The 20,833-nt window shown below is 34.2% G+C and carries 20 protein-coding genes; 11 read left to right on the forward strand and 9 right to left on the reverse strand.

From position 1 onward, the window contains the following. Nucleotides 1-6 precede the first annotated feature (6 nt). The 5 genes from NST49_RS11790 (at nt 7) to NST49_RS11810 (ending at nt 5,893) form a co-directional block, all read left to right on the forward strand. Nucleotides 7-2,469: a heavy metal translocating P-type ATPase gene (locus NST49_RS11790; protein ID WP_023176453.1), complete on the forward strand. Its 2,463-nt coding sequence runs from the start codon at nt 7-9 to the stop codon at nt 2,467-2,469. 45 nt (nt 2,470-2,514) lie between these two features. Next, entirely contained in the window at nt 2,515-2,778 is a 264-nt protein-coding gene (locus tag NST49_RS11795; RefSeq protein WP_341048861.1) for a hypothetical protein, read from the forward strand. A gap of 95 nt (nt 2,779-2,873) precedes the next feature. Further along, nucleotides 2,874-3,080 carry a heavy-metal-associated domain-containing protein gene (locus NST49_RS11800; RefSeq protein WP_341048864.1) on the forward strand — a complete coding sequence of 69 codons (207 nt, stop codon included), beginning with the start codon at nt 2,874-2,876 and terminating at the stop codon, nt 3,078-3,080. Nucleotides 3,081-3,219: 139 nt separating this feature from the next. Next, nucleotides 3,220-5,340 (forward strand): heavy metal translocating P-type ATPase, encoded by a 2,121-nt coding sequence (locus NST49_RS11805; protein WP_341048866.1) that lies wholly within the window; start codon nt 3,220-3,222, stop codon nt 5,338-5,340. A gap of 262 nt (nt 5,341-5,602) precedes the next feature. Continuing rightward, entirely contained in the window at nt 5,603-5,893 is a 291-nt protein-coding gene (locus tag NST49_RS11810) for a hypothetical protein (protein WP_068561763.1), read from the forward strand. Nucleotides 5,894-6,206: 313 nt separating this feature from the next. On the opposite strand, the gene NST49_RS11815 is transcribed toward NST49_RS11810, so the two are convergent. Then, nucleotides 6,207-6,854 carry a TIGR01906 family membrane protein gene (locus NST49_RS11815; RefSeq protein WP_341048871.1) on the reverse strand — a complete coding sequence of 216 codons (648 nt, stop codon included), beginning with the start codon at nt 6,852-6,854 and terminating at the stop codon, nt 6,207-6,209. A 21-nt stretch (nt 6,855-6,875) separates the two neighbouring features. After that, on the reverse strand, nt 6,876-7,073 hold the full coding sequence (locus NST49_RS11820) for a hypothetical protein (RefSeq protein ID WP_007723259.1): 198 nt from the start codon (nt 7,071-7,073) through the stop codon (nt 6,876-6,878). Nucleotides 7,074-7,642: 569 nt separating this feature from the next. Between NST49_RS11820 and NST49_RS11825 the strand changes: the two genes are divergently transcribed. From NST49_RS11825 to NST49_RS11840, 4 genes are all read left to right on the forward strand, one after another. Further along, complete coding sequence (locus NST49_RS11825) at nt 7,643-9,001, forward strand: peptidoglycan DD-metalloendopeptidase family protein (protein ID WP_341048875.1); 1,359 nt, start codon at nt 7,643-7,645, stop codon at nt 8,999-9,001. Between the two features lie 104 nt (nt 9,002-9,105). Beyond that, the gene (gene lgt, locus NST49_RS11830) at nt 9,106-9,990 is read left to right on the forward strand and encodes a prolipoprotein diacylglyceryl transferase (protein ID WP_007723264.1); all 885 of its coding nucleotides are present in this window, start codon (nt 9,106-9,108) and stop codon (nt 9,988-9,990) included. A gap of 2 nt (nt 9,991-9,992) precedes the next feature. Next, complete coding sequence (locus NST49_RS11835) at nt 9,993-10,226, forward strand: amino acid acetyltransferase (RefSeq protein ID WP_007723268.1); 234 nt, start codon at nt 9,993-9,995, stop codon at nt 10,224-10,226. Nucleotides 10,227-10,500: 274 nt separating this feature from the next. After that, a complete protein-coding gene (locus NST49_RS11840) occupies nt 10,501-11,709 on the forward strand; it encodes a YncE family protein (protein ID WP_187949206.1) in 1,209 nt (402 codons plus the stop codon). 170 nt (nt 11,710-11,879) lie between these two features. Here NST49_RS11840 and NST49_RS11845 read toward each other — a convergent pair whose 3' ends face one another. The 4 genes from NST49_RS11845 to NST49_RS11860 all read right to left on the reverse strand — a co-directional run bounded on the left by NST49_RS11845 (nt 11,880) and on the right by NST49_RS11860 (nt 15,260). Then, nucleotides 11,880-13,274, reverse strand: a complete 1,395-nt coding sequence (locus tag NST49_RS11845; RefSeq protein WP_341048882.1) for a sensor histidine kinase — start codon at nt 13,272-13,274, stop codon at nt 11,880-11,882. Then, nucleotides 13,258-13,959 carry a response regulator gene (locus NST49_RS11850; RefSeq protein ID WP_035020784.1) on the reverse strand — a complete coding sequence of 234 codons (702 nt, stop codon included), beginning with the start codon at nt 13,957-13,959 and terminating at the stop codon, nt 13,258-13,260. Before NST49_RS11850 ends, NST49_RS11845 begins: the two co-directional genes overlap by 17 nt. A 45-nt stretch (nt 13,960-14,004) precedes the next feature. After that, a complete protein-coding gene (locus tag NST49_RS11855) occupies nt 14,005-14,163 on the reverse strand; it encodes a hypothetical protein (protein WP_341048885.1) in 159 nt (52 codons plus the stop codon). A 296-nt stretch (nt 14,164-14,459) separates the two neighbouring features. Beyond that, the gene (locus NST49_RS11860; protein WP_341048887.1) at nt 14,460-15,260 is read right to left on the reverse strand and encodes a hypothetical protein; all 801 of its coding nucleotides are present in this window, start codon (nt 15,258-15,260) and stop codon (nt 14,460-14,462) included. A 238-nt stretch (nt 15,261-15,498) separates the two neighbouring features. Here NST49_RS11860 and NST49_RS11865 point away from each other — a divergent pair, with 238 nt between their 5' ends. Together NST49_RS11865 and NST49_RS11870 are read left to right on the forward strand one after the other, a co-directional pair. Then, entirely contained in the window at nt 15,499-16,056 is a 558-nt protein-coding gene (locus NST49_RS11865; RefSeq protein WP_341048890.1) for a recombinase family protein, read from the forward strand. Nucleotides 16,057-16,231: 175 nt separating this feature from the next. Then, nucleotides 16,232-17,998: a hypothetical protein gene (locus tag NST49_RS11870; protein ID WP_341048893.1), complete on the forward strand. Its 1,767-nt coding sequence runs from the start codon at nt 16,232-16,234 to the stop codon at nt 17,996-17,998. Nucleotides 17,999-18,399: 401 nt separating this feature from the next. On the opposite strand, the gene NST49_RS11875 is transcribed toward NST49_RS11870, so the two are convergent. Genes NST49_RS11875 through NST49_RS11885 form a run of 3 tightly spaced genes read right to left on the reverse strand, consistent with a single transcriptional unit; the run spans nt 18,400 to nt 20,826 of the window. Continuing rightward, complete coding sequence (locus NST49_RS11875; protein WP_341048896.1) at nt 18,400-19,158, reverse strand: class II aldolase/adducin family protein; 759 nt, start codon at nt 19,156-19,158, stop codon at nt 18,400-18,402. Nucleotides 19,159-19,174: 16 nt separating this feature from the next. Continuing rightward, the gene (locus NST49_RS11880) at nt 19,175-19,429 is read right to left on the reverse strand and encodes a hypothetical protein (RefSeq protein ID WP_341048898.1); all 255 of its coding nucleotides are present in this window, start codon (nt 19,427-19,429) and stop codon (nt 19,175-19,177) included. A 17-nt stretch (nt 19,430-19,446) separates the two neighbouring features. Continuing rightward, on the reverse strand, nt 19,447-20,826 hold the full coding sequence (locus NST49_RS11885) for a PTS galactitol transporter subunit IIC (protein WP_341048900.1): 1,380 nt from the start codon (nt 20,824-20,826) through the stop codon (nt 19,447-19,449). Between the last annotated feature and the right edge of the window lie 7 nt (nt 20,827-20,833).

Consider the following 20,833-nt stretch of genomic DNA (forward strand, 5'->3'; position numbering starts at 1 on the left):
GATAAAATGGAAAATAAAGTTTTTAGCATAGAGGGTATGACGTGTGCCTCTTGTGCACAAACAATTGAAAAAGCTACAAGTAAGTTACCAGGTGTAAAAGCAGCAAACGTTAATTTAGCTACTGAAAAAATGACTATCCAATTTGATGAATTATCTTTGACAGAAGCAGACATTCAAAAAGCTGTAACAGATGCAGGGTATGCAGCGAAACCAAATACGCTTCAAAAGACGTTTAATATAGAAGGAATGACCTGTTCTTCTTGTGCACAAACCATTGAGAAGGCAACGCAAAAACTTGCAGGGGTGAACAACTCAGCTGTCAACCTGGCAACTGAAAAAATGACAGTCCAGTATGATCCAACCGTATTGAATGTATCGGATATAACAAAAGTCGTAACCGATGCTGGGTATGAAGCTCATGAGGAAGTCGACTCTGCAGCAGCAGTCGATTTGGACCGTGAAAAGAAACAACAGCATATTAAAGAGATGTGGCACAGATTTTTAATGTCGGCTATTTTCACACTACCATTACTATATATTGCCATGGGGCATATGTTGGGTTTGTCACTACCAGAAATTGTTGATCCAATGATGTCTCCTATAACCTTTTCTCTAACTCAATTAATATTAACACTTCCAGTCATGTATTATGGTCGCAGTTTCTTTACGGTTGGATTCAAAACCTTATTTAAAGGACATCCAAATATGGATTCTCTTGTTGCTCTTGGCACCAGTGCCGCATTTGTTTATAGTCTATTTGGAACCTATATGATTTATGTGGGCGATATCAGCTTCACGATGGTTCTTTATTATGAATCTGCAGCTGTCATTTTAACGCTGATTACATTAGGAAAATATTTTGAAGCAGTTTCAAAAGGTAAAACGTCAGAAGCGATAAAAAAACTGATGGGTCTAGCACCAAAAACAGCACGTGTATTGCGCAACGATCAAGAAATGGAAATAGCGATTGATGAAGTTCAGGTTGAAGATATTATTGTTGTTCGACCAGGTGAAAAATTACCGGTTGATGGAATCGTAATGGAGGGAAATACCTCAATCGATGAGTCGATGTTGACCGGTGAAAGTATGCCGGTGGAGAAGAAACCAAGCGACAACGTTATTGGTGCAAGCATTAATAAAAACGGAAGTTTCCAATACAAAGCAACAAAAGTTGGGAAAGATACTGCCTTATCTCAAATCATTAAATTGGTTGAAGATGCCCAAGGTTCAAAAGCTCCGATTGCCAAATTAGCTGACCAAATTTCTGGTATTTTTGTTCCAATTGTAATAGTTCTTGCTGTTCTAGCTGGTCTAGCCTGGTTCTTCTTAGGACAAGAATCTTGGATTTTTGCTTTAACTATTACGATTTCGGTACTGGTTATCGCTTGTCCATGTGCATTGGGATTGGCAACACCAACAGCTATCATGGTTGGAACGGGTAAAGGAGCCGAAAATGGAGTTTTGATTAAAAGTGGTGGAGCTTTGGAAACCACTCATAAAATTGGGACAATTATTTTTGATAAAACAGGAACTATTACAGAAGGAAAACCAAAGGTAACCGATATTGTGACTACAAATGGTCTTTCTGAAACTGACCTATTGATTTTAGCTGCCTCTGCCGAAAAAGGTTCTGAGCATCCACTGGGTGAAGCCATTATGAATGGAGCAAAAGAAAGAAACTTGGCATTAATTAAAACAGAATCATTTAAGGCCATTCCTGGATTGGGTATTGAAGTAATTATTAACGGTCAACATTTATTGCTTGGCAATAAAAAACTAATGACTGAAAGCCGTATTTCGTTGGAAAAATTAGCTGCAGCTTCAGATAAGTTAGCTGATCAAGGTAAAACGCCCATGTATATTGCGAAGGATGGAAACATTGCCGGTATTATTGCCGTTGCTGATACCGTTAAAGAAAATAGTTTAAAAGCCATTGAAAAATTACACAGAATGGGTATTGAAGTAGCCATGATTACAGGAGATAACAAACGAACTGCCGAAGCGATTGCTAAACAAGTTGGTATCGATCGTGTAATGAGTGAAGTATTGCCAGAAGATAAAGCGAATGAAGTGAAAAAACTACAAGCTGAAGGTAAAAAAGTTGCCATGGTCGGGGATGGTATCAATGATGCTCCAGCCTTAGCGCAAGCGGATACTGGTATCGCGATTGGTTCCGGTACAGATGTTGCAATGGAATCAGCTGATATTGTTTTGATGAGAAGTGATTTGATGGACGTTCCAACAGCGGTCGAATTAAGTAAAGCCACAATCAAAAATATCAAGGAAAACCTATTCTGGGCATTTGCTTACAATATATTAGGCATTCCAGTGGCAATGGGACTACTATATCTCTTCGGAGGCCCTTTATTGAGTCCAATTATTGCAGCCGCAGCAATGAGCTTTAGCTCTGTATCTGTACTAATAAACGCATTACGATTAAAAAGATTCAAACCTTCTTCTGTTAAGTAACTAGCTAAATAGCTGACGAAAATAGTACTGATAGGGAGTATAAATATGAAGACAGGATTGATTATTGAAGGAATAGAATGTGAGAAATGCTCAGATACAATAGAAAAGAAGATTATATCTAAATCAACTGTTGAAAAAGTCTTTAATAGTTTACACAAAAAAATAGTCTTTGTTCATAGACAAAAGAGTAGTTCTCAGCTTGATTTCCTGACATCGTTAGCTGATACTCCTTATTTATTAGGGAGAGTCATTGAATCGATTGATTGTCACTGTTGCAAAGAAATTCGTTATAATTTTCAGTTAGGATAGTCCGGTAGTCCCTTAACTTCCTAAAGATTTAAATCTTCTTCTATATGGAATACAGAAGAAATTAAATAAAAAATAAAAGAAAAGAGGAATTTATTATGAAAAGAGAAGTATTGGTAGAAGGCATGAAATGTGAAGGTTGCGCTAACACAGTGCAAGAAAGATTTGAAGCCATTGAAGGTGTGGAGTCAGTTGCAATTGATTTGATAAATAAAAAAGCGGTTCTTGAAAGCCAATCTGATATTAATAAAGATACGCTTGTTTCTGCGCTTTCTGGCACCAAATATTCTGTAATAAATGGATAAGGTGCTAAAATGGGTATATCAATCCTTCACTATTTTTACGATTTTTGTAAATCTTACTTTTTTTCCTCTAACAGTATAGAAATAGAGGAAAAGCAGGATTCGTTTGCTTAGGGGTATTATTTTAAAGGAGGAAAGAGCTATGAATGATAATAAGGGAAAACAGCCAGATCATGAACCTATAGACCACAGTAAAATGGATCACAGTAAGATGGACCATAGCAAAATGAATCACAGCGAAATGGACCATAGTAAGATGGACCACAACCACATGAACCACGATGATCATGAGGGACATGCCGGACAGGGTGGTCATGAACATCACCATCATGGAAGTTTTAAAGCCATATTCTTAAAATCTCTGCCACTTGGAATCGCCGTTATGTTACTGACTCCAATGATGGGCGTTAGCCTGCCATTTCAAATTTCGTTTCTCTATTCAGATATCCTTGCTGCTGTACTATCTACCATATTGATAATTTATGGCGGGAAACCCTTTTATATGGGTGCTATTGATGAGTTTAAACAAAAAGATCCAGGAATGATGGCGCTCATTACACTAGGGATAGGTGTCTCTTATTTATACAGTGTTTATGCCGTTATCGCTCGGTACGTTACGGGTGAACACGTGATGGACTTTTTCTTTGAATTTGCCTCACTGCTCCTAATTATGTTGCTTGGTCACTGGATTGAAATGAAAGCATTAGGAGAAGCTGGAAATGCTCAGAAGTCCCTTGCTGAATTAGTACCAAAAGAAGCATATGTTGTTTTGGAAGATGATGCTGTCGAATCCCGTCCTGTATCCCAACTGCAAGTGGGGGATGTTATACGCGTTCAGGCTGGCGAAAATATTCCAGCAGATGGCGTAATCCAAAGAGGACAATCACGAGTCAATGAAGCTCTTTTGACTGGTGAATCGAAACCGATTGAAAAAAATGCTGGGGACCAAGTAATTGGTGGGTCAACAAACCGAGAAGGTGTCTTATATATTGAGGTACAAGAAACCGGCGACAAATCGTTCATCTCCCAAGTACAAACGTTAGTTGCTCAGGCACAAAGCCAACCCTCTCGAGCAGAGAATCTTGCCAAAAAAGTTGCAAGCTCATTGTTTTACGTTGCTATAGCTGCAGCCTTGATTGCCTTTATAGTCTGGCTGTTTATAACCGATGTACAAACCGCAATTATCTTTACGGTAACCACCTTAGTAATTGCTTGTCCACATGCTCTGGGGTTAGCGATTCCTCTTGTTGTCTCACGAAGTACCAGTTTAGGCGCAAGCCACGGATTATTAGTCAAAGACCGTGAAGCATTGGAATTGGCTACAAAGGCTGATGTGATGATTTTAGATAAAACAGGAACATTGACCACTGGGGAATTTAAAGTCTTAAATGCGGAATCGTTAAGCAAAGACTATAGTAAAGATGAAGTGCTTGCCTTAATGTCCGGCATCGAAGGCGGATCCAGCCATCCAATTGCGCAATCAATCGTAGGATTTGCTGAAAAACAAAAAGTTAAACCGATTAATTTTGATTCTATTAATGTAGTATCCGGTGCTGGGGTTGAAGGTGAAGCAAATGGACATCGCTATGAATTAATCAGTCAAAAAGCATTTGGACAGAAAGTTGATTTTGAGATACCAAAAGGATCAACGGTTAGTCTTTTAATTGAAGAAGGGGAAGCTATCGGTGCTGTTGCTTTAGGAGATGAACTAAAAGCAACTAGCAAAGAGCTTATGGAAGTACTGAAATCTAGTGGTATCAAGCCCATTATGGCAACCGGTGATAATGAAAAAGCCGCTCAAGGGGTTGCAGAAGAATTGGGAATTGAATATAAAGCAAACCAATCTCCGCAAGACAAATATAACTTAGTTGAATCATTGAAAAAAGAAGGCAAGACAGTGATTATGGTAGGTGACGGCGTGAATGATGCCCCATCCCTTGCCTTGGCTGACGTTGGCGTGGCTATTGGAGCAGGTACTCAAGTAGCCCTTGATTCAGCTGATGTCGTTTTAGTTCGGTCCGATCCGGGAGACATTGAATCCTTTATCGAACTAGCCAATAAAACAACTCGTAAGATGAAACAAAACCTAATTTGGGGTGCCGGCTATAACTTTATTGCTATACCGATAGCAGCAGGTATCTTAGCACCTATAGGGATTACGTTAGCACCGGCTGTCGGAGCTGTCCTAATGTCAATTTCAACAGTTATCGTAGCCATTAACGCAATGACTTTAAGATTAGAAAATAAAAGCAGTATAAGGTAAAAATGAGCGAGAAGAATTGTAATAATAAAGTGTTTTCCTATGGTGAGTTTCGTGGTAGATAGTTTATATGAGCACGTCTCAGTTCCTACTAATGTTGGTTTTGGTACTACCATTATACCGGAGCCGGAGATGTGTTCTTTTTGTTGGGTCAATATAAGATTACTTTCTTCATACTTATATTGGTGTCTTTTAACGCCTAAATTATTTGTGATTTAATGATATAAAATCCTGATTATTCTAAAAAAGGGACAGTGATAGAAAAATGGCTATATCTATTAAAGTGGATGAGGCAGTACAGGAATGGATGAAGAAGAAAGGTCGTACGATAATAACTGTTTCACTTAGAGCAACTCGTACCTGTTGCGTGGGTGCAGAAGATGTGGATATTTCATATAAAAACCCTCAAAATAATAACTATATGTTGACTCAACACAATGGCCTTTTTATTTATCTTGATAAAGGCTTACCTTTGAGGAAGAACGAGCTGCATTTATCTATGATGGGCAAATCTATTTTTTCCTCTATACATATAGAGGGCTTAATGGTTCAGTGATACTTTACTGATATCCAGCGATGCAAAAACAATATGTAAAGGCTGTTCCATCTAAGTGAATCCACGACTTTTAAATCAATAACAAATACGCTTGGAAAATAAGTAAGAAGTTTTCAAAATTTGAAATTTTAATGATACGACTAAGTACATCTTGTTTCTTCTTAATGTTGGTTTTGACACTACAATTATAGAGTGATTTCTAGGTGTAATCTTTTTGTTTGATCAACTTAATAGCACAATTAATTCTTTTGATAAAAATACTTGTAATAAATTCGTACGCATAGAAACCAGTGTAAAAGACTCCTTGATACATTCAAGGAGTCTTTTTTTCGTATTTTACCCATTGTTTCTTTGAAATGAAATACCCTATTATAAACAAAAATTCGATTACTCCAAATGCCAATATAAAACTATGCATAAAGAATGCTTCGGGTAAAGCTAATATAATCGGATCGGTGCTAGGATTGAATAACCAAGCATCATTGTTAAAAAAGATTTTATGGAACAAGACAAATAGTGTATCAAAATTGATAAATAAAGTGACAATCAATAGTGGCAGTATGATGGATCCCCACTGAAAGAAACGAACAAGTTTCCACATTCCTTTTTTTATTTTTAGATAGTTTAGAAATAAAATGGATCCGATACCGGAGATTACTAATGTAACGTAATCAAGCAAGAACAACTTTTTCACTTCAAAAAAATGAAATAAGCCTTTTTCAGAACTTGGAAAGTCAGACATCTTAAGCTCCGTTATCCAAGGAAAATTCAAGTAATTTATTAATACACCGTAATTCTTTAATATAACCTCTTTTGTCATTCCAATTTCATCTGCCATGTTCAGATAAGTGATATCAAATGTGTATAGCGGTGTAAAGTTGATGGTAATGGCAATTGATACTGAAAGAATGAAAAAGAATAGACAAAAAAATCCCAATAAGTAAATGACTGTTGATTTCATGGTTAGTATACCTCGTATCTATTATCTGTTTAATTTTGATTTTACTGCGTGCAGTTCTTCTTTTAATTCTTCGTTTTCTGTTTTTAATAGTTCTACATCATCTGAAGATTTTTCGCCATGATTATGTTTTTTTCCATGCCCCCCATGCATTCCAGGCATCATAAACATCATTAATCCGTGCCCAACAATCATAATGATAAAAAATAAAATCGTTTCCATTAAAATCATCCTTTCTTTTATCAAGTAAGTTAAATAAAGAGCTAAGTAGTATGTTTGGCCTTTAAGGTACTATAAGCTCTTAACAATTATAGAATAACAAATCATTGTGTGGATGTTATGTAGAAAGGAAATTTATAGTAACTACATAACTTCCACACAATTGAATTGTATAGTGGTGAAGTAGGGAAGCAAATGAATAAAGGGTTCACCAGGATAAACTATTTTATGACTACAATAGGAAAGGTGAGGGAGTGAATAATATTCATTGTAATTTTTAGTTGTCGTAATCAATTTTTTTGAAAGATCTTTTTTTTAATTATAATCAAATAAAAAAAGACGTACTTAATCTGGAAAATTCCAATAGATAGTCTCTAATGTAAGAAATTTTAAAATACAATAGAAGACTACTTTAAATAGAAGAAATAGACAGAAATACCCCTTGGTATAAGGATACGGTTTAAAATAAGGATAAATAATTTATAAAGGCTATTTGTATAATCTTGGCACAATACATAATTTTAAGCCTATGATCAAAAATGAAAACATAAAAATACTTATTGGAGGTACCTATGCAAAAAAGACTATTAGCCGGTGTGTTTGTTGCTGCTTTAATGATAAATTCAAGTTATTTACCTCTTACAGTAAATGCAGAAACGACAGAGCAATTAGAGCAGAAAAAACAAGAACTTGAGACGCAGTCGACTCAGATAAATAGTGACATTCAAGAAAAAGAAGACCAACTAGGCAGTTTAGAAACAGAAAAAGAAACTCTTACGGAAGATGTGAAACAATTACAGCTGAAAATTGACAAATTTGTTCTACAATTACAAAAAGAAGAAAAAAATTTAGAAGAATCAAAATGGAAAATTGAAAAGTTGCAAACAGAAATTAATTCCTTGAAAGAACTTATTTTACAACGCGAAAAAAAATTAAAGTCTCAGGCACGTGCAGTACAAACAGATGGTAATGTCTCCAATCTAGTAGATGTTGTATTTTCTTCTGGAACCTTCACAGATTTGGTTGGTCGTATAGGTATTGTTAACCAATTGGTAACGGCTAATAAAGAAATCGTTATTGTTCAAGAAAATGATAAAAATCTTCTCGAAAAAAATGAAAAAAAAGCAGAAGAAGAGAAATTGACAATTGAAACATTAAAAAGTGGTATTGAAATAAATAAAAGTAATCTTGTAGCTCAAAAATCAGAACTAGATGACAAAATTACTAAAGTGGCTGCAGCTTATGATATGACAGCATTGGAAAAAACAGTATTTGTCAAAGAGCAACAAGCAGTTGCTGCCCAAACCAGTATGTTATCAGACGAATTAGAAGAAAAGCGCGAGAGAATTATTGAAGAAGAAAAGACGAAACAAGCAGCGGCTCAAAAAGCAGCTGAAGATTCTGCTGGTGAAATCATGTCTGAAGAATTTGAAGAAGAAAGTTTAGTCGTTAACAAACAAGATAGCTCTATCAGCTCTAATAATTCTTCACTTGCTGGTTCTGAGAATCCTTCATCTAATGAAATACCTTTGGAAGCCAGTAATTCTGATTTTATTCGCCCGAGCAATGGCTATACTACCTCACCATTTGGCTATCGAATCCACCCGATTACTGGCGAGCGTAAGTTACATGGTGGAATTGATTTTGCTGGGGGCGGTCAAATCGTAGCCGCTAAAAGTGGCACAGTGCTAGTGGCTGGGTACCATAGCTCATGGGGATACTACGTGAAAATTGATCATGGGAATGGATTTCAAACCCTTTATGCTCATATGAAGGCAGGTAGTTTGTTAATTTCCCCTGGACAACTAGTATCACAAGGTCAACAGATAGGAACAATGGGGACAACAGGAGCCTCCACAGGCGTTCACTTACACTTTGAAGTTTACGACAACAACACACGAGTAGATCCTGCGCCGTACTTAGCCTTATAGAAATAGGATAAAAGTACCTCTCAATTATGTAGGTAATCAATTATAAGTAAGTTTGCCTAGATAGTTGAGCAATAGAAAGTAACTTATAAGAAGGAGATTAAGGAATGAATGGACTACTTGGTAAAATTGATCCTATTGCTATCTCAGTTGGACCGTTTCGGGTCTACTGGTATGGTATTATCATTGCTGTAGCAATATTTGTAGCTATTTCTTTAGCTACAAGAGAAGCAAAAAAAAGAGGGCTTAAAGAGGATACCATTATTGATATAGCTCTATGGGCCATTCCGATTGGTTTCGTAGGTGCCCGTCTCTACTATGTTTTATTTGAATGGGATTATTACCTGCAAAATCCAGGCGAAATCATAGCCATCTGGAATGGTGGAATTGCGATTTATGGTGGCTTGATTGCAGGTGGACTTACCGTATATTGGTATACAAAGAAAAAAGGAATTCCTTTAGCTTTTCTGTTAGATATCTTAGCACCAAGTGTGCTACTGGCTCAATCTATTGGTCGATGGGGAAACTTTATGAATCAGGAGGCACATGGGGGACCTGTCAGCCGTCAATTTTTGGAAAATCTCTATTTGCCTGAATTTATCATTGAACAAATGAATATTAATGGCACTTATTACCACCCGACATTTTTGTACGAGTCATTATGGAGCCTATTAGGATTTGTGATCATTATCATTCTACGGAATCGTAAACAGTTGTTACGACAAGGGGAAGTAGCGTTAAGTTACGTGCTTTGGTACTCAACGGGAAGATTCTTTATTGAAGGCATGAGAACGGATAGTCTATGGATTGGTGATTTTCTGCGTGTTTCACAGGCCTTGTCTCTTGTCCTATTCATAGGATCCATCCTTATATGGTATCTCCGCAGGCAAGATTATCCTTCAAAACCCTATTATCTAGAAGGAATGACGGATCTAAGAACTAGTAAAAACCTTGAATCAGATGAAAAATTTAATAAAGAGAAGGAGGAATAGTCATGTCTGAATGTCTAAATTTTTTTAATAGAGGAGGAATGGGAACTATGATGTTTATGGGAATTTTTTGGATTCTATTGTTGGTTGTGGTAGTGTTTCTGATTGGAAAATTATTTTTCAATCAACCGAATCAAAGTTCTAATAGAGAAACACCTTTGGAAATTCTTCAGAAAGAATATGCGAAAGGAAATATTTCTGAGGAAGACTATTTGGAAAGAAAGAAACATCTACAATAGTATGGTTATAAATAAAGATTATTTGATGAAGTAAATACCTGTTATTAGCCTGAATTATTCATAGCTCAAAAATAGCGGTAGCGTATCCGTTATTGACTCCCGCTTTTGGACAAAAGGGTTCCTGCTAGAATCTTTTTGCCCTTTTCGTGATGAAATGACAGTGCCGTAATCTTCTCAGAAACCTACGGAAAAATTATGAATAATTCAGGCATTTGTAGATCAATAAAAATAGTACGAAAAGTAAAAAGTACGTAGTAAAAAAGGGGATATTAAAATGAAAAAAAGAATCATTTTAGCAATAGTGTCATCAGTGAGTCTCTTGCTTGCAGCTTGTGGTCAAGAAGATTCAACAAGTAGTCAAAATTCTTCTCAACAAGAAATCGTATCAACGTCACAAGAATCTAGTGAGGGTCAATCTAGTTCTAAAGAAGAAAAGAAGGAACAAACAGAAGCCTATTACACTTCCGATACCGGAAGTGTAACCAAAGTAGATGCTCAAACGCACGAAGTTGTGGATACGATTGCCATCGATGGGTCCGCACATAATGTACAAATTTCACCTGATGAAAAAGTCATTGGTGTAACAATTGTTCCCAGCGAGGGGCATGCTGAAGACAGTTCAGATAGTAATGAAAGTATGGAGATGGAACACGACGAAGATAGTGATACCAGTATGAGCAATGAAAGTATGGAGATGGGACAGGACGAAGATAGTGATACTAGTATGAGTAATGAAAGTGACGATGAAAAAGGTATTGCAGCTTTTTATGATACTGAAACAGGTGAAAAACTTGCAGAAGTTGAAGTAGGGAGTCACCCTGCTCATATCGTTTTCACTAACGATGGCAACTATGCAGCAGTTTCCAATAATGGAGAGAACACTGTTTCAGTCATTGATGTATCTACTTATGAAGTGGTTGAAACAATCCCAACAGGCGAAGGTCCACACGGTTTTAGAATCGCTGAAGACGGAAAAACGGCTTACGTTGCCAATATGGGTGAAGACACTGTAAGCGTCCTTGATTTAGAAAGTATGGAAGAAATTAATAGAATAACTGTTGGCAGTACTCCAGCTACAACTGGTATCACCTCAGATGGACAAACGCTCTTAGTAACATTAAATGGAGAAAATGCGTTAGCAATCGTTGATCTGACAACCAATAAAGTTGAGAAAGTAGCAGTTGGAAATGGTCCTATCCAGTTGTTTGTTCAACATGATGATCAATATGTATTTGTGGCAAATGAAGGTACCGAAGAGAATCCTTCCAATACCGTTTCAAAGGTTGATTTAAATAGTAATGAAGTGGTCGAAACAATCGAAGTGGGTAGCGGTGCACATGGAGTTGTCATTAGTGAAGATGATCAATACACCTTTGTCACGAATGCATTCGATGATACGGTCAGTGTTATTGAGAATGAGACTAGTGAAGTTATTGCCACGGTTGAGGTTGGTGAAACACCAAATGGGATTACTCTGAAATGATTATTAGTGCTAAGTTAAACTAAAAAATCAACTTAATGATTTCTGAAAAGAGATAAATTATTCTAACGTTTAAAAATCTTAATTAGGCCTAAATTAAATGAAAAACTTTAGCATGAAGCTGAAAAAGCGGTTCACTTTACATAAAAGTGAACCGCTTTTTTTGATGATTACTATCTTTTGACAGGAAGAATAACGGTAAATGTAGAACCTTTTCCATAATCACTTTTGACTGTTATGTTGCCATGATGAGCCTTTATGATACTTTTTACGATAGATAAGCCAATTCCTTGCCCGCCTAGAAAACTATTTCTTGAAAGATCAGACATATAAAACCTTTCAAAAATACGATTAATTTCTTTTGGGTGAATTCCTTCTCCCGTATCTGCGATAGTCAATAAAGCTTGATTTTTTTCGTTGCTAATTTTTAGCGTTATTATTCCTTCTGGGGGTGTAAATTTAACAGCATTGGATAAAAGATTTGTAATGACTTGACTTATTTTGTCCTTATCAGCGGTAATGAATAGAGGATCCCCATTTAATGCATAATAAATATTTTTCTTAACAAAAAGAGCTTCAAAATTAGAAGATATATTTTCCGCGAGAGCATATAAATCGAAAGATGTTTTGTTTAAACTATCCTGATGACTTTCAATTTCATTAATTTTATCAATGCTTCCTATAAGGCGGGTAATACGGTTCACCTCATCATAACAACTTTGAAGTCGGTCATCTGTTATTTCCCATATTCCATCTATCATAGCTTCCAGACTTCCTTTTAGTGTTGTCAATGGAGTTCTAATCTCATGAGCGATATCGGAAGATAATTGGTTTCTGATATCTTGTTGATTCTCAAGTTGAACAGAAAGAGCATTTACAGATGAAATGAGCTCATCTAGTTCCTTGATATCAGTTTTTTCAGGAGATAAACTTGTGTAATCTCCTTTAGCAATTTCTCTTGTAAAATCCTTTACTCTCACTATAGGTCCACTTATCTTTTTAGCAACCAAAGCAGCAAAAAAGATAGAAAGAATTAAAGCTACAATGGCTACTATAATAAGATTATTCTTCATATCTGCAATAAATAAAGCATCATGTTCTGAATACGCTGTGGGACCCATATAACTGATCAGAGCTTCTCCAATTTTTTGTTCACCATTAAATAAAGGAACCGTTTTTTCTACATAGTCATGCTCCATTTCGCCCATTATTTTATCCATATAGGAAGCGTTATCTTGCATTTTTTGTTTATTCCCCAATTCATCTGAAGAAGCAGGATCCCAGAGTAAATTTTTTTCATTGTCATATACCTTCAATATAATTAAATTGTGTAACGACTCTAAACCGATAGATTCAAAATCAGCAGTATTTGGCCATCCTTCATTCTCTTCATAAATTCTCTCTAAACTAGTGGTATATTCTACTATTTCAGACTCTTGTCTCTCGGCAACATATTTAGCAAAGTGATTATCCATTAGACTTAACGTCATGATACTAAATGCGCCAATTATAATGAACGAGATAGAAACAAATGAAAATATAAACTGCCACTTAATTGTACGATTCATCTTTTTTCCCACCAAATCGATAACCCATGCCGTAAACTGTTAGGATGAAATAGGGCTGTCTGGTGTTATCCTCAATTTTTTGTCGCAAGTTTTTAATATGAGAATCAATGATACGATCAAGAACGTCAAACTCAAGTCCTTTCACGTTTTCTAATAATTGTTCTCGAGAAAATATTTTTTTTGGATAGGAAGCTAATAGTGTCAATAGTTCAAATTCAGTAGGTGTCAATATGACTTCCTTCTGATTTTTAAAAACCTGTTTGTTTTCAGGATAGATTACCAAATTTCCTTTATCAAATGACCACTTAGTTTCTGTTACAACAGACGAGTCCGATCGACGCAAGACGGTTTCTACACGTGCAACTAATTCTTTAGGACTGAATGGTTTTACTATATAGTCATCAGCCCCAATCTGTAGACCGTTTAGAATATCATTTTCTGTAGACTTCGCAGTCAGCATAATGATGGGTACGTCAGAAGTTTTTCTTATTTTTTGACAAATAACTGTGCCGGATATATCGGGTAACATGAGATCCAGCACGATTAAATTTGGCTGCACCATTTCAAATTTTTCCATGGCTTCTGTTCCATTAGAAGCACGGAATACTTGAAACCTTTTTATAGTGAGATAAGCTTCCACAATATCCAATATTTTTGGTTCATCATCTACAATTAATATTTTCAAAATCCCTGGCCTCCATTAATTTGTCTGTAACAGTTTTTAAATTTTTTATTCTACAATTATTTGTCCCATCATTCCTATTTGTTCCTCATTATCATCGTTTAAGGAAAAATTTGTTTTGTTATAGATTAGAATTAAAGTAATGGATACAACTATTAATAAAATCAAAGAAACTATTAATAGTGTAATAAGTGTATTATTTTTCATTTTACTTCCTCCTAATACCGTTGTATTCAGTATTAGTATAACCCAAATTTATGGAGAAACTATGGAGGGGGAGATCAACGTTCATATAAAAAAATCACCTTATAAATAGAAGAATTACTGAAAAATCAATAATTATCTATAGCAAAATGATTCATACTTTTTCGTATGTCAAATTAAACTAAAATGATCACTTGAAAAGTATTATTTAAGTGTACCCAAATTAACCACATTTGAAACAGAGATTTTGCTTAGTTTGTTCATGTAGATTACAAATGTTGGATAAGTAGTGTGTGGAGCTAATATATACTTTCAGACATATTATTAAACAACATATCTTGAATCATCAGTTCTCCATGGTAACCACCATCTTGCAAATCACTTCCGTTAACTAGTGTGTATGTTTTATTTAATAAGTCCATCATGTTTAGCGATTTATAACCCTCGTGTGGTTCAAAATCCATTAAGTGAAATATAAATTTTTCGTCAGAAAGTTCAAATATGGTACCTTCATCATGGGTCAGTTCACCTGTTGCTAAATGACCGAGTCCTAACATATCAGTACTGTAATCTCTTTTAACGCAATACAGCTTCCATTTTCCTTTATATTCTTCTTGACTCTCGTTCTTAAGAAAATCAACGAAATCAAATTTCCAACCTTTACATTCAGGAACTGATAAGAATTTAGCAAATATTGCCTTAATTATCTTAAGTCTGGTTTGTTTTTGGTAACCTTTTATTATTGAAGGGGATCCACCATTGTCATAGAATTTTTTATATGACTCGTCATATTTACCGAAGAAAGTATTGCATTCTCTACACAATGAACGTGCGGTTCTACCTTTAGGATAAAGAGAGTGTGAAAGCTCCTCGTCAAAAAAGTCACTACTAACTTCTTCAAGTGTTTTTCCTTGATTCTCCTGCTGAAAAAAATTTTCTATTACTTTTCCTGACATTATTGAATCAATCATTTTCCCAAAATCCAAAGCCACTATATCATCATTACCAGTACTTTTAGCAGGATAGTGTTCTTCACTCATTTCTGAATTTTTAAAAAAATTTTTACAAAGAGCACACTGAATACTTCTTTTTCTTTTCAAACAGATCACCTCTTATTTATCTTAACATTTTACAACTTTAAATAAACTGCAGAATATAAAAGTACGAAAAAGTTCTATGTGTTTAATCGTCTTAGATAAAAAAAAAAAATTAATAAAATAAGGGGCTATAGTCAAAACTCAAGAGTATTGACTATGATTTTCAATTCCAGTAAAATCAATACATACAACGGTGTCATAACTAATGGTCAAAAGTAAAGTGAAAAAGAGGGTGAAAAACATGAAATATGGTTATGCACGAGTAAGTACCCGTCATCAGGATTTAGAAGGTCAGATGCGCCAACTGGAAGAGGAACATTGTGACCGGATCTATTTTGAAAAAATCACAGGAACTAAAAATGACCGTCCCGAGTTTCAGAATCTACTTCAAGAAATTCAGACTGGAGATACGTTGGTCGTGACAAAACTAGACCGATTTGCTCGAAGCACTCAAAATGCCCTGAATACAATCAAATTCCTCTTTGAAAAAGGGGTTAAGATTAATGTCTTGAACTTGGGTGTGATTGAGAACACATCCACTGGTAGACTAATTTTCACTATATTTAGCGCCTTCGCAGACTTTGAGCGTGATTTAATCGTGGAACGAACTCAAGAAGGAAAAGAGATTGCCAAACAGCGTCCGGGATTTCGTGAAGGACGCCCAAAGAAATTCTCTCAGCAGCAAATTAATTTGGCGATGAGCCTTTTAGAAAAACATTCTTACACAGAAGTGGAGAAGATGACAGGAATTAGTAAAAGTACCTTAACTCGTTATAAAAGAAAAATAAATAAGTGCTGACATTAAGGTAACAAGAAGTACAGTTTATAAATTTAAAAATAAATTATTTTTGTATATTATTGTGTTAGCCCAATGAAGAATGGTAATGTGAGAATGTCGTAAATGATATAACATTTCAAAGTAATTTAAATTTTAATAATAAAAAATCTTCAGTTTATAGAATGTGGGTGGTGTAGTGGTTAATAAAGAAATAAAAATATGGGGTAGTAACCAAATATATTTTCCTTTTAGTTTGTCTTATAAAAAAAATCACTCATATGCAAAAAAAATTAAAAATTTTCATGATCAAAATTTAATAGTAGGCGTTTATGATAGTGAAAATAAGCAATTTTTATTAAAAAATAAAATCACTGAATATTTTGAAAGTAATGCAAATACCAGGAATACTAAATTTTATGATGATATATCAAAAGCTTCTCATCCAGAGGTCAGTATTAGACCTGTTAATTTTAAACCTGATCAAAATTTATTAGACTCAGTCGATAAAGATGATTTAATATTTGTTTTTGAGAATCAAGGCGAAAAATTATTGGTAGGAGCACACTCAAAGTTTATTGATAATTTATATTATTATGAGGACTATTACAACAACAAATTAGAACATGATGCTAAAACTTATGGTAGAACGGCAACTTATGAAAAAATTTATAGGTTTATACTTTTTCCTATAAGAGTCCTTTTTAATGAAGAACATGTGTACATTAATATAATGTTAGAAATATTTAGTAATGGTATGGGCTTTTTGAAAGTAGATTTACCAATAGAAGATGTTAAAATTTCTGATTTTTTCGATAATTCCAGTTATTCTAAATTTGAAAGTGTTTATTTACCTAAGTTTTTAATTGGAAAATATGAGAAAAGTTTCGAATATGAAAAGGTAGAAGAAAACGACATATATACTATTATTAATACTTATTATACGAGATATATATTTGAATATTTTAAACTGAATGTTTTTGTAGATAGACCGATAGTAAACACGTTAATTACTGATACTAATATTCCGATTAAAAACCTTAGTAATATGGGAATGGAAATGGAAGAAGCGCTATACAGGTTGTTACGTAGACCTGTTGATCCTAAAATGTCAGTTAAAGGTAAATTGAATAAAATAAAAAACGATTTCTGGGGAACAAATGAAGTTAGGACATATGTATCCGAGAATGGAAATTCTCTATCAATAGCAGGATCTAATTTTAAAAAAATATTTATTACGGAAGAATATGAAGAAGAAGAGGCTCGAGATTCTGTTAAAATTTCTTTAGAACATACTATTGATTTCCCTTTAAAAATTCTTATTCTGAAAAGATTAAATAATATTAGCTTGTACAAGGAAATGAATCTAAACATTAGAAAAATGACATACTTAAAAGAGCATAATCTACTCAATAATATTTTTATTATTGAGTTAACAGAAGAATTCTATGGTTCTGCCCTAGAATTAATTGATTACATGGAGAAAGGGATGAAATGGTATCTTAATAAAGAAACCATAGTAGATAAAAATTATAATCTACAGGAACTTATCCTCAGCAAACGAGAAAGTCAGAAAAAGCGTCAAAGTGAATATTTGTCTATTATTGGTTTTGTATTTACTGTTATTTTTGCTCTCCCTACTTTAACAGAGACTACTGAAATAGCAGTACGTATTATAGACCCAAAAATTAGTGAAACTATAATCAGTCAACTCTCTCATAGATGGGGATTTTGGATATGGATTATTGTGCTTGTTGTACAACTGTTCATAGGAATATATTTTAGTACTGAAAATATCATATATACGATAAGAAGTTTTAGTATGAAAATAAGAAATATTTTAAAGTCTATTGTGGAAAAAGCTAGAAATATAATAAGTCAATCTAATTTATGGATTAAAAAAGTGTTATCGTTAAGTAAATGTTTGAAGAGAAGAGAAACACTACAGGACACTGATACTAAATAAATTTTTACTAGCAGAGTACTTAGTTGGAAATGACTCTTAAAAATAAAAGTGCTATTTATAGAAGGTAATATAAGTTATTGAAGTAACTAAAGTAATTTTATTATGGAAATTTGTTAAGTTCTGTATGTATTCTGCTTTATGGTAATAAACATGAGTTCAACTTAGCGTGAAATGTCTGATGATTTTTATATAAAATTTTTTTATCATTAAATATTTTATTTGTAACTGTATTAGGTAATGATTATGGAAACACATTTTGGTAGTATAAAAAAGCTGCCTTCATAAGGTTTTTTCTGCTACTTATTTTTATAAGTCCAGATCAAAATTGATTATATAATACAAAAGGAAGCGTAGAACGAACAATCAAATGTCCGCTCTACGCTTTCTTTCACTAATAAATTTTAATCACTAATTTCTCCTACTTTAGCTTTATATTGTGAATTCCAAATTGGACTGTGGGTAACTAGGTCCTCAATAGTTCCAACTTTAAAACCTTTAGAATAATACCCGTCAAGTAAACCTAATTGTTGGAAAATCGTTTGCTTGTAAGCAATCTCTGCATTCCATTCTACTGTATCTAATATTGAAATAGCTTTATATAAAGCCTCAAGACCATCATTTCCTGGTGTAATAATTAAAACACCATGACTATCTAATAAATACTCCTTTGGTAACTCGTTATCTTTCTTTATTTCAGCACTAACTAAAGCAGCAAGTTCTGGAGAACAGTTAGGTTCAAAATCTAAAACTTTAATGTATTTCACTTTTTGTGTAGCCTCAGTTAAATTTGGCATGTCTAAATGACTAGTTGCCCAAAACATAGCATTGGGAGCATGAGCATGGAAAACACATTTTATTTCTGGATTAGCTCTATAAGCTGCAGTGTGCATATTGATTTCACGAGTTAATTCCCCTTCACCAGAGTATACTTCCCATGTATCTGGATCGACTACTAATATTTGGGAAGGACTTAACTTTCCATGATAAGTTTCAGACATCATTGAAGGCGTCATAATTAAGTATTCTCTTCCCTCTTCATCAACTGTTTTAAGAGAGAAATTTCCACCAGCAGTATTTGTATTTTTTCGGTAATAAGTCAATTCAACAACTTCTGCTAATGCCTTACGTTCTTCTTCGAACAATATCTTTCCTTTAGTCATTTAAATGACCTCCATATTATTTTATTTTATTCATCATTGATTCAGCTTTCATTCTTTTTGCTAATTGTTTATTATCATATTCTTTGAATAATGCATTATAGCCATTTTTTCTAACATAAAAAGCGAGTGATGTAGCTAGAATGTAAAAGATATAATGTTTAGTTGTTAATCCTATGAGAAAAAGTAAAGTAGCTAATAGTAATAGAGACAACCACTTTGTTTTTTCAGAATTTTTGATTCTCGCATTCTTTTTAAATTCTTGTTTATTCATTATTAACTACCTCTCTTTTATTCTTCTACAATAGCTTCAGGTTCTATTATTTCTGTGTATCTCTCTGAAGGGATTTTAGCATTCTTCATTTCTTTATTTAACCAATAGAACATTAACAAGAATAGAATTGCACCTATAACAGCTGGTATATTACCATTAAAGGCTTCAGCAAACATGATTCTGAATTCAGGACCTTCAATACTTGACCAAGTAATAAGTTGTCCTTCAGCTACTTCTACTGAACCAGTTGCATTAGCTAGCCCAGTTAAAATTGGTGCAAAATAGGTTGCGCTATACAGATAAAGCGGTGTATAAATCACACCTAAAACTAACATTCTATATAAATTACCACCCGTTAATAGTAATCCACCTACAGCGATTGAATAATTGATAACACCAGCTAGTGGTAAAACTGTATTTCCAGGTAGAATCATTGAATATCCGATAAAAATTGGAACAATTAGAATGGCTGTTACCCAAACTTCAGATCTACCTGCCAGAATAGGCCAGTCCAATCCTATATAAACTTCTCTGTCTTTAAAGCGAGATTTCATTAGTTCTGACATAGCATCTGCTAAAGGAGATAAAGATTGCATAAATAGTTTACTAATCATTGGAAATAGTGCCATAGCCGTAGCTACTTGAATAGCAAGATTTAAAGAACCAGATACTCCGTAGGCTCCTGCAAAACCAAGTAATAATCCAATAATAAATCCCATTACGCTATTTTCAGAAAAGATACCTATTTTTTCTTTTAAAGCATTCGTGTCTGATTTTTTGTTGAAAAATGGTATTTTATCCATTAGTTTATTTACGGGTAACATTAAGACGGCTGAGATATTCATAATATGTGTAACAGTCACTAAAGGAATACCTGTTAAGTCTTGAATATGTTTTTGGAACATATCCCCCAATTTTAATTCCAAAATCACTTGTACAATAGCTGTAACGAAACCAGCTATTAAACTTCCGCTTATAAAATAAACTAAGTAAGCAGTTAAGGCTTTGCCCCAAACATTCCACATATCAACGTTTAGTGTTTTTGTTAGATTTAGTAAAAGCATAACAATGTTAACCCCGATAACTACTGCAAAGAAAACAAAAGCATACGCCCAAGACCAAGTAATACTAGCTGCACCTGTCCATCCCAAGTCTAAAGCTGGAAGAGAGATACCAGTGTTGAGAGCAAATGCTTCTGAAGCAGGGCTTACGGCAGAAGACATAAAGCCGATTACCATATTCATCCCTGTGAAAGCAATTCCTAAAGTAATAGCTGACATAAATGCCTTTTTCAAAGGCATTTTAGCGACTAAACCAATAATAAAAATAATAAGAGGAACAAATATTGCTGATCCTAAATTTAGAATATATTGAATAAAAGATTGAAACATCTCCATAGTATTC

The organism is Carnobacterium sp. FSL W8-0810 (assembly GCF_038007125.1).
GTDB classification, from domain to species: Bacteria; Bacillota; Bacilli; order Lactobacillales; family Carnobacteriaceae; genus Carnobacterium_B; species Carnobacterium_B inhibens.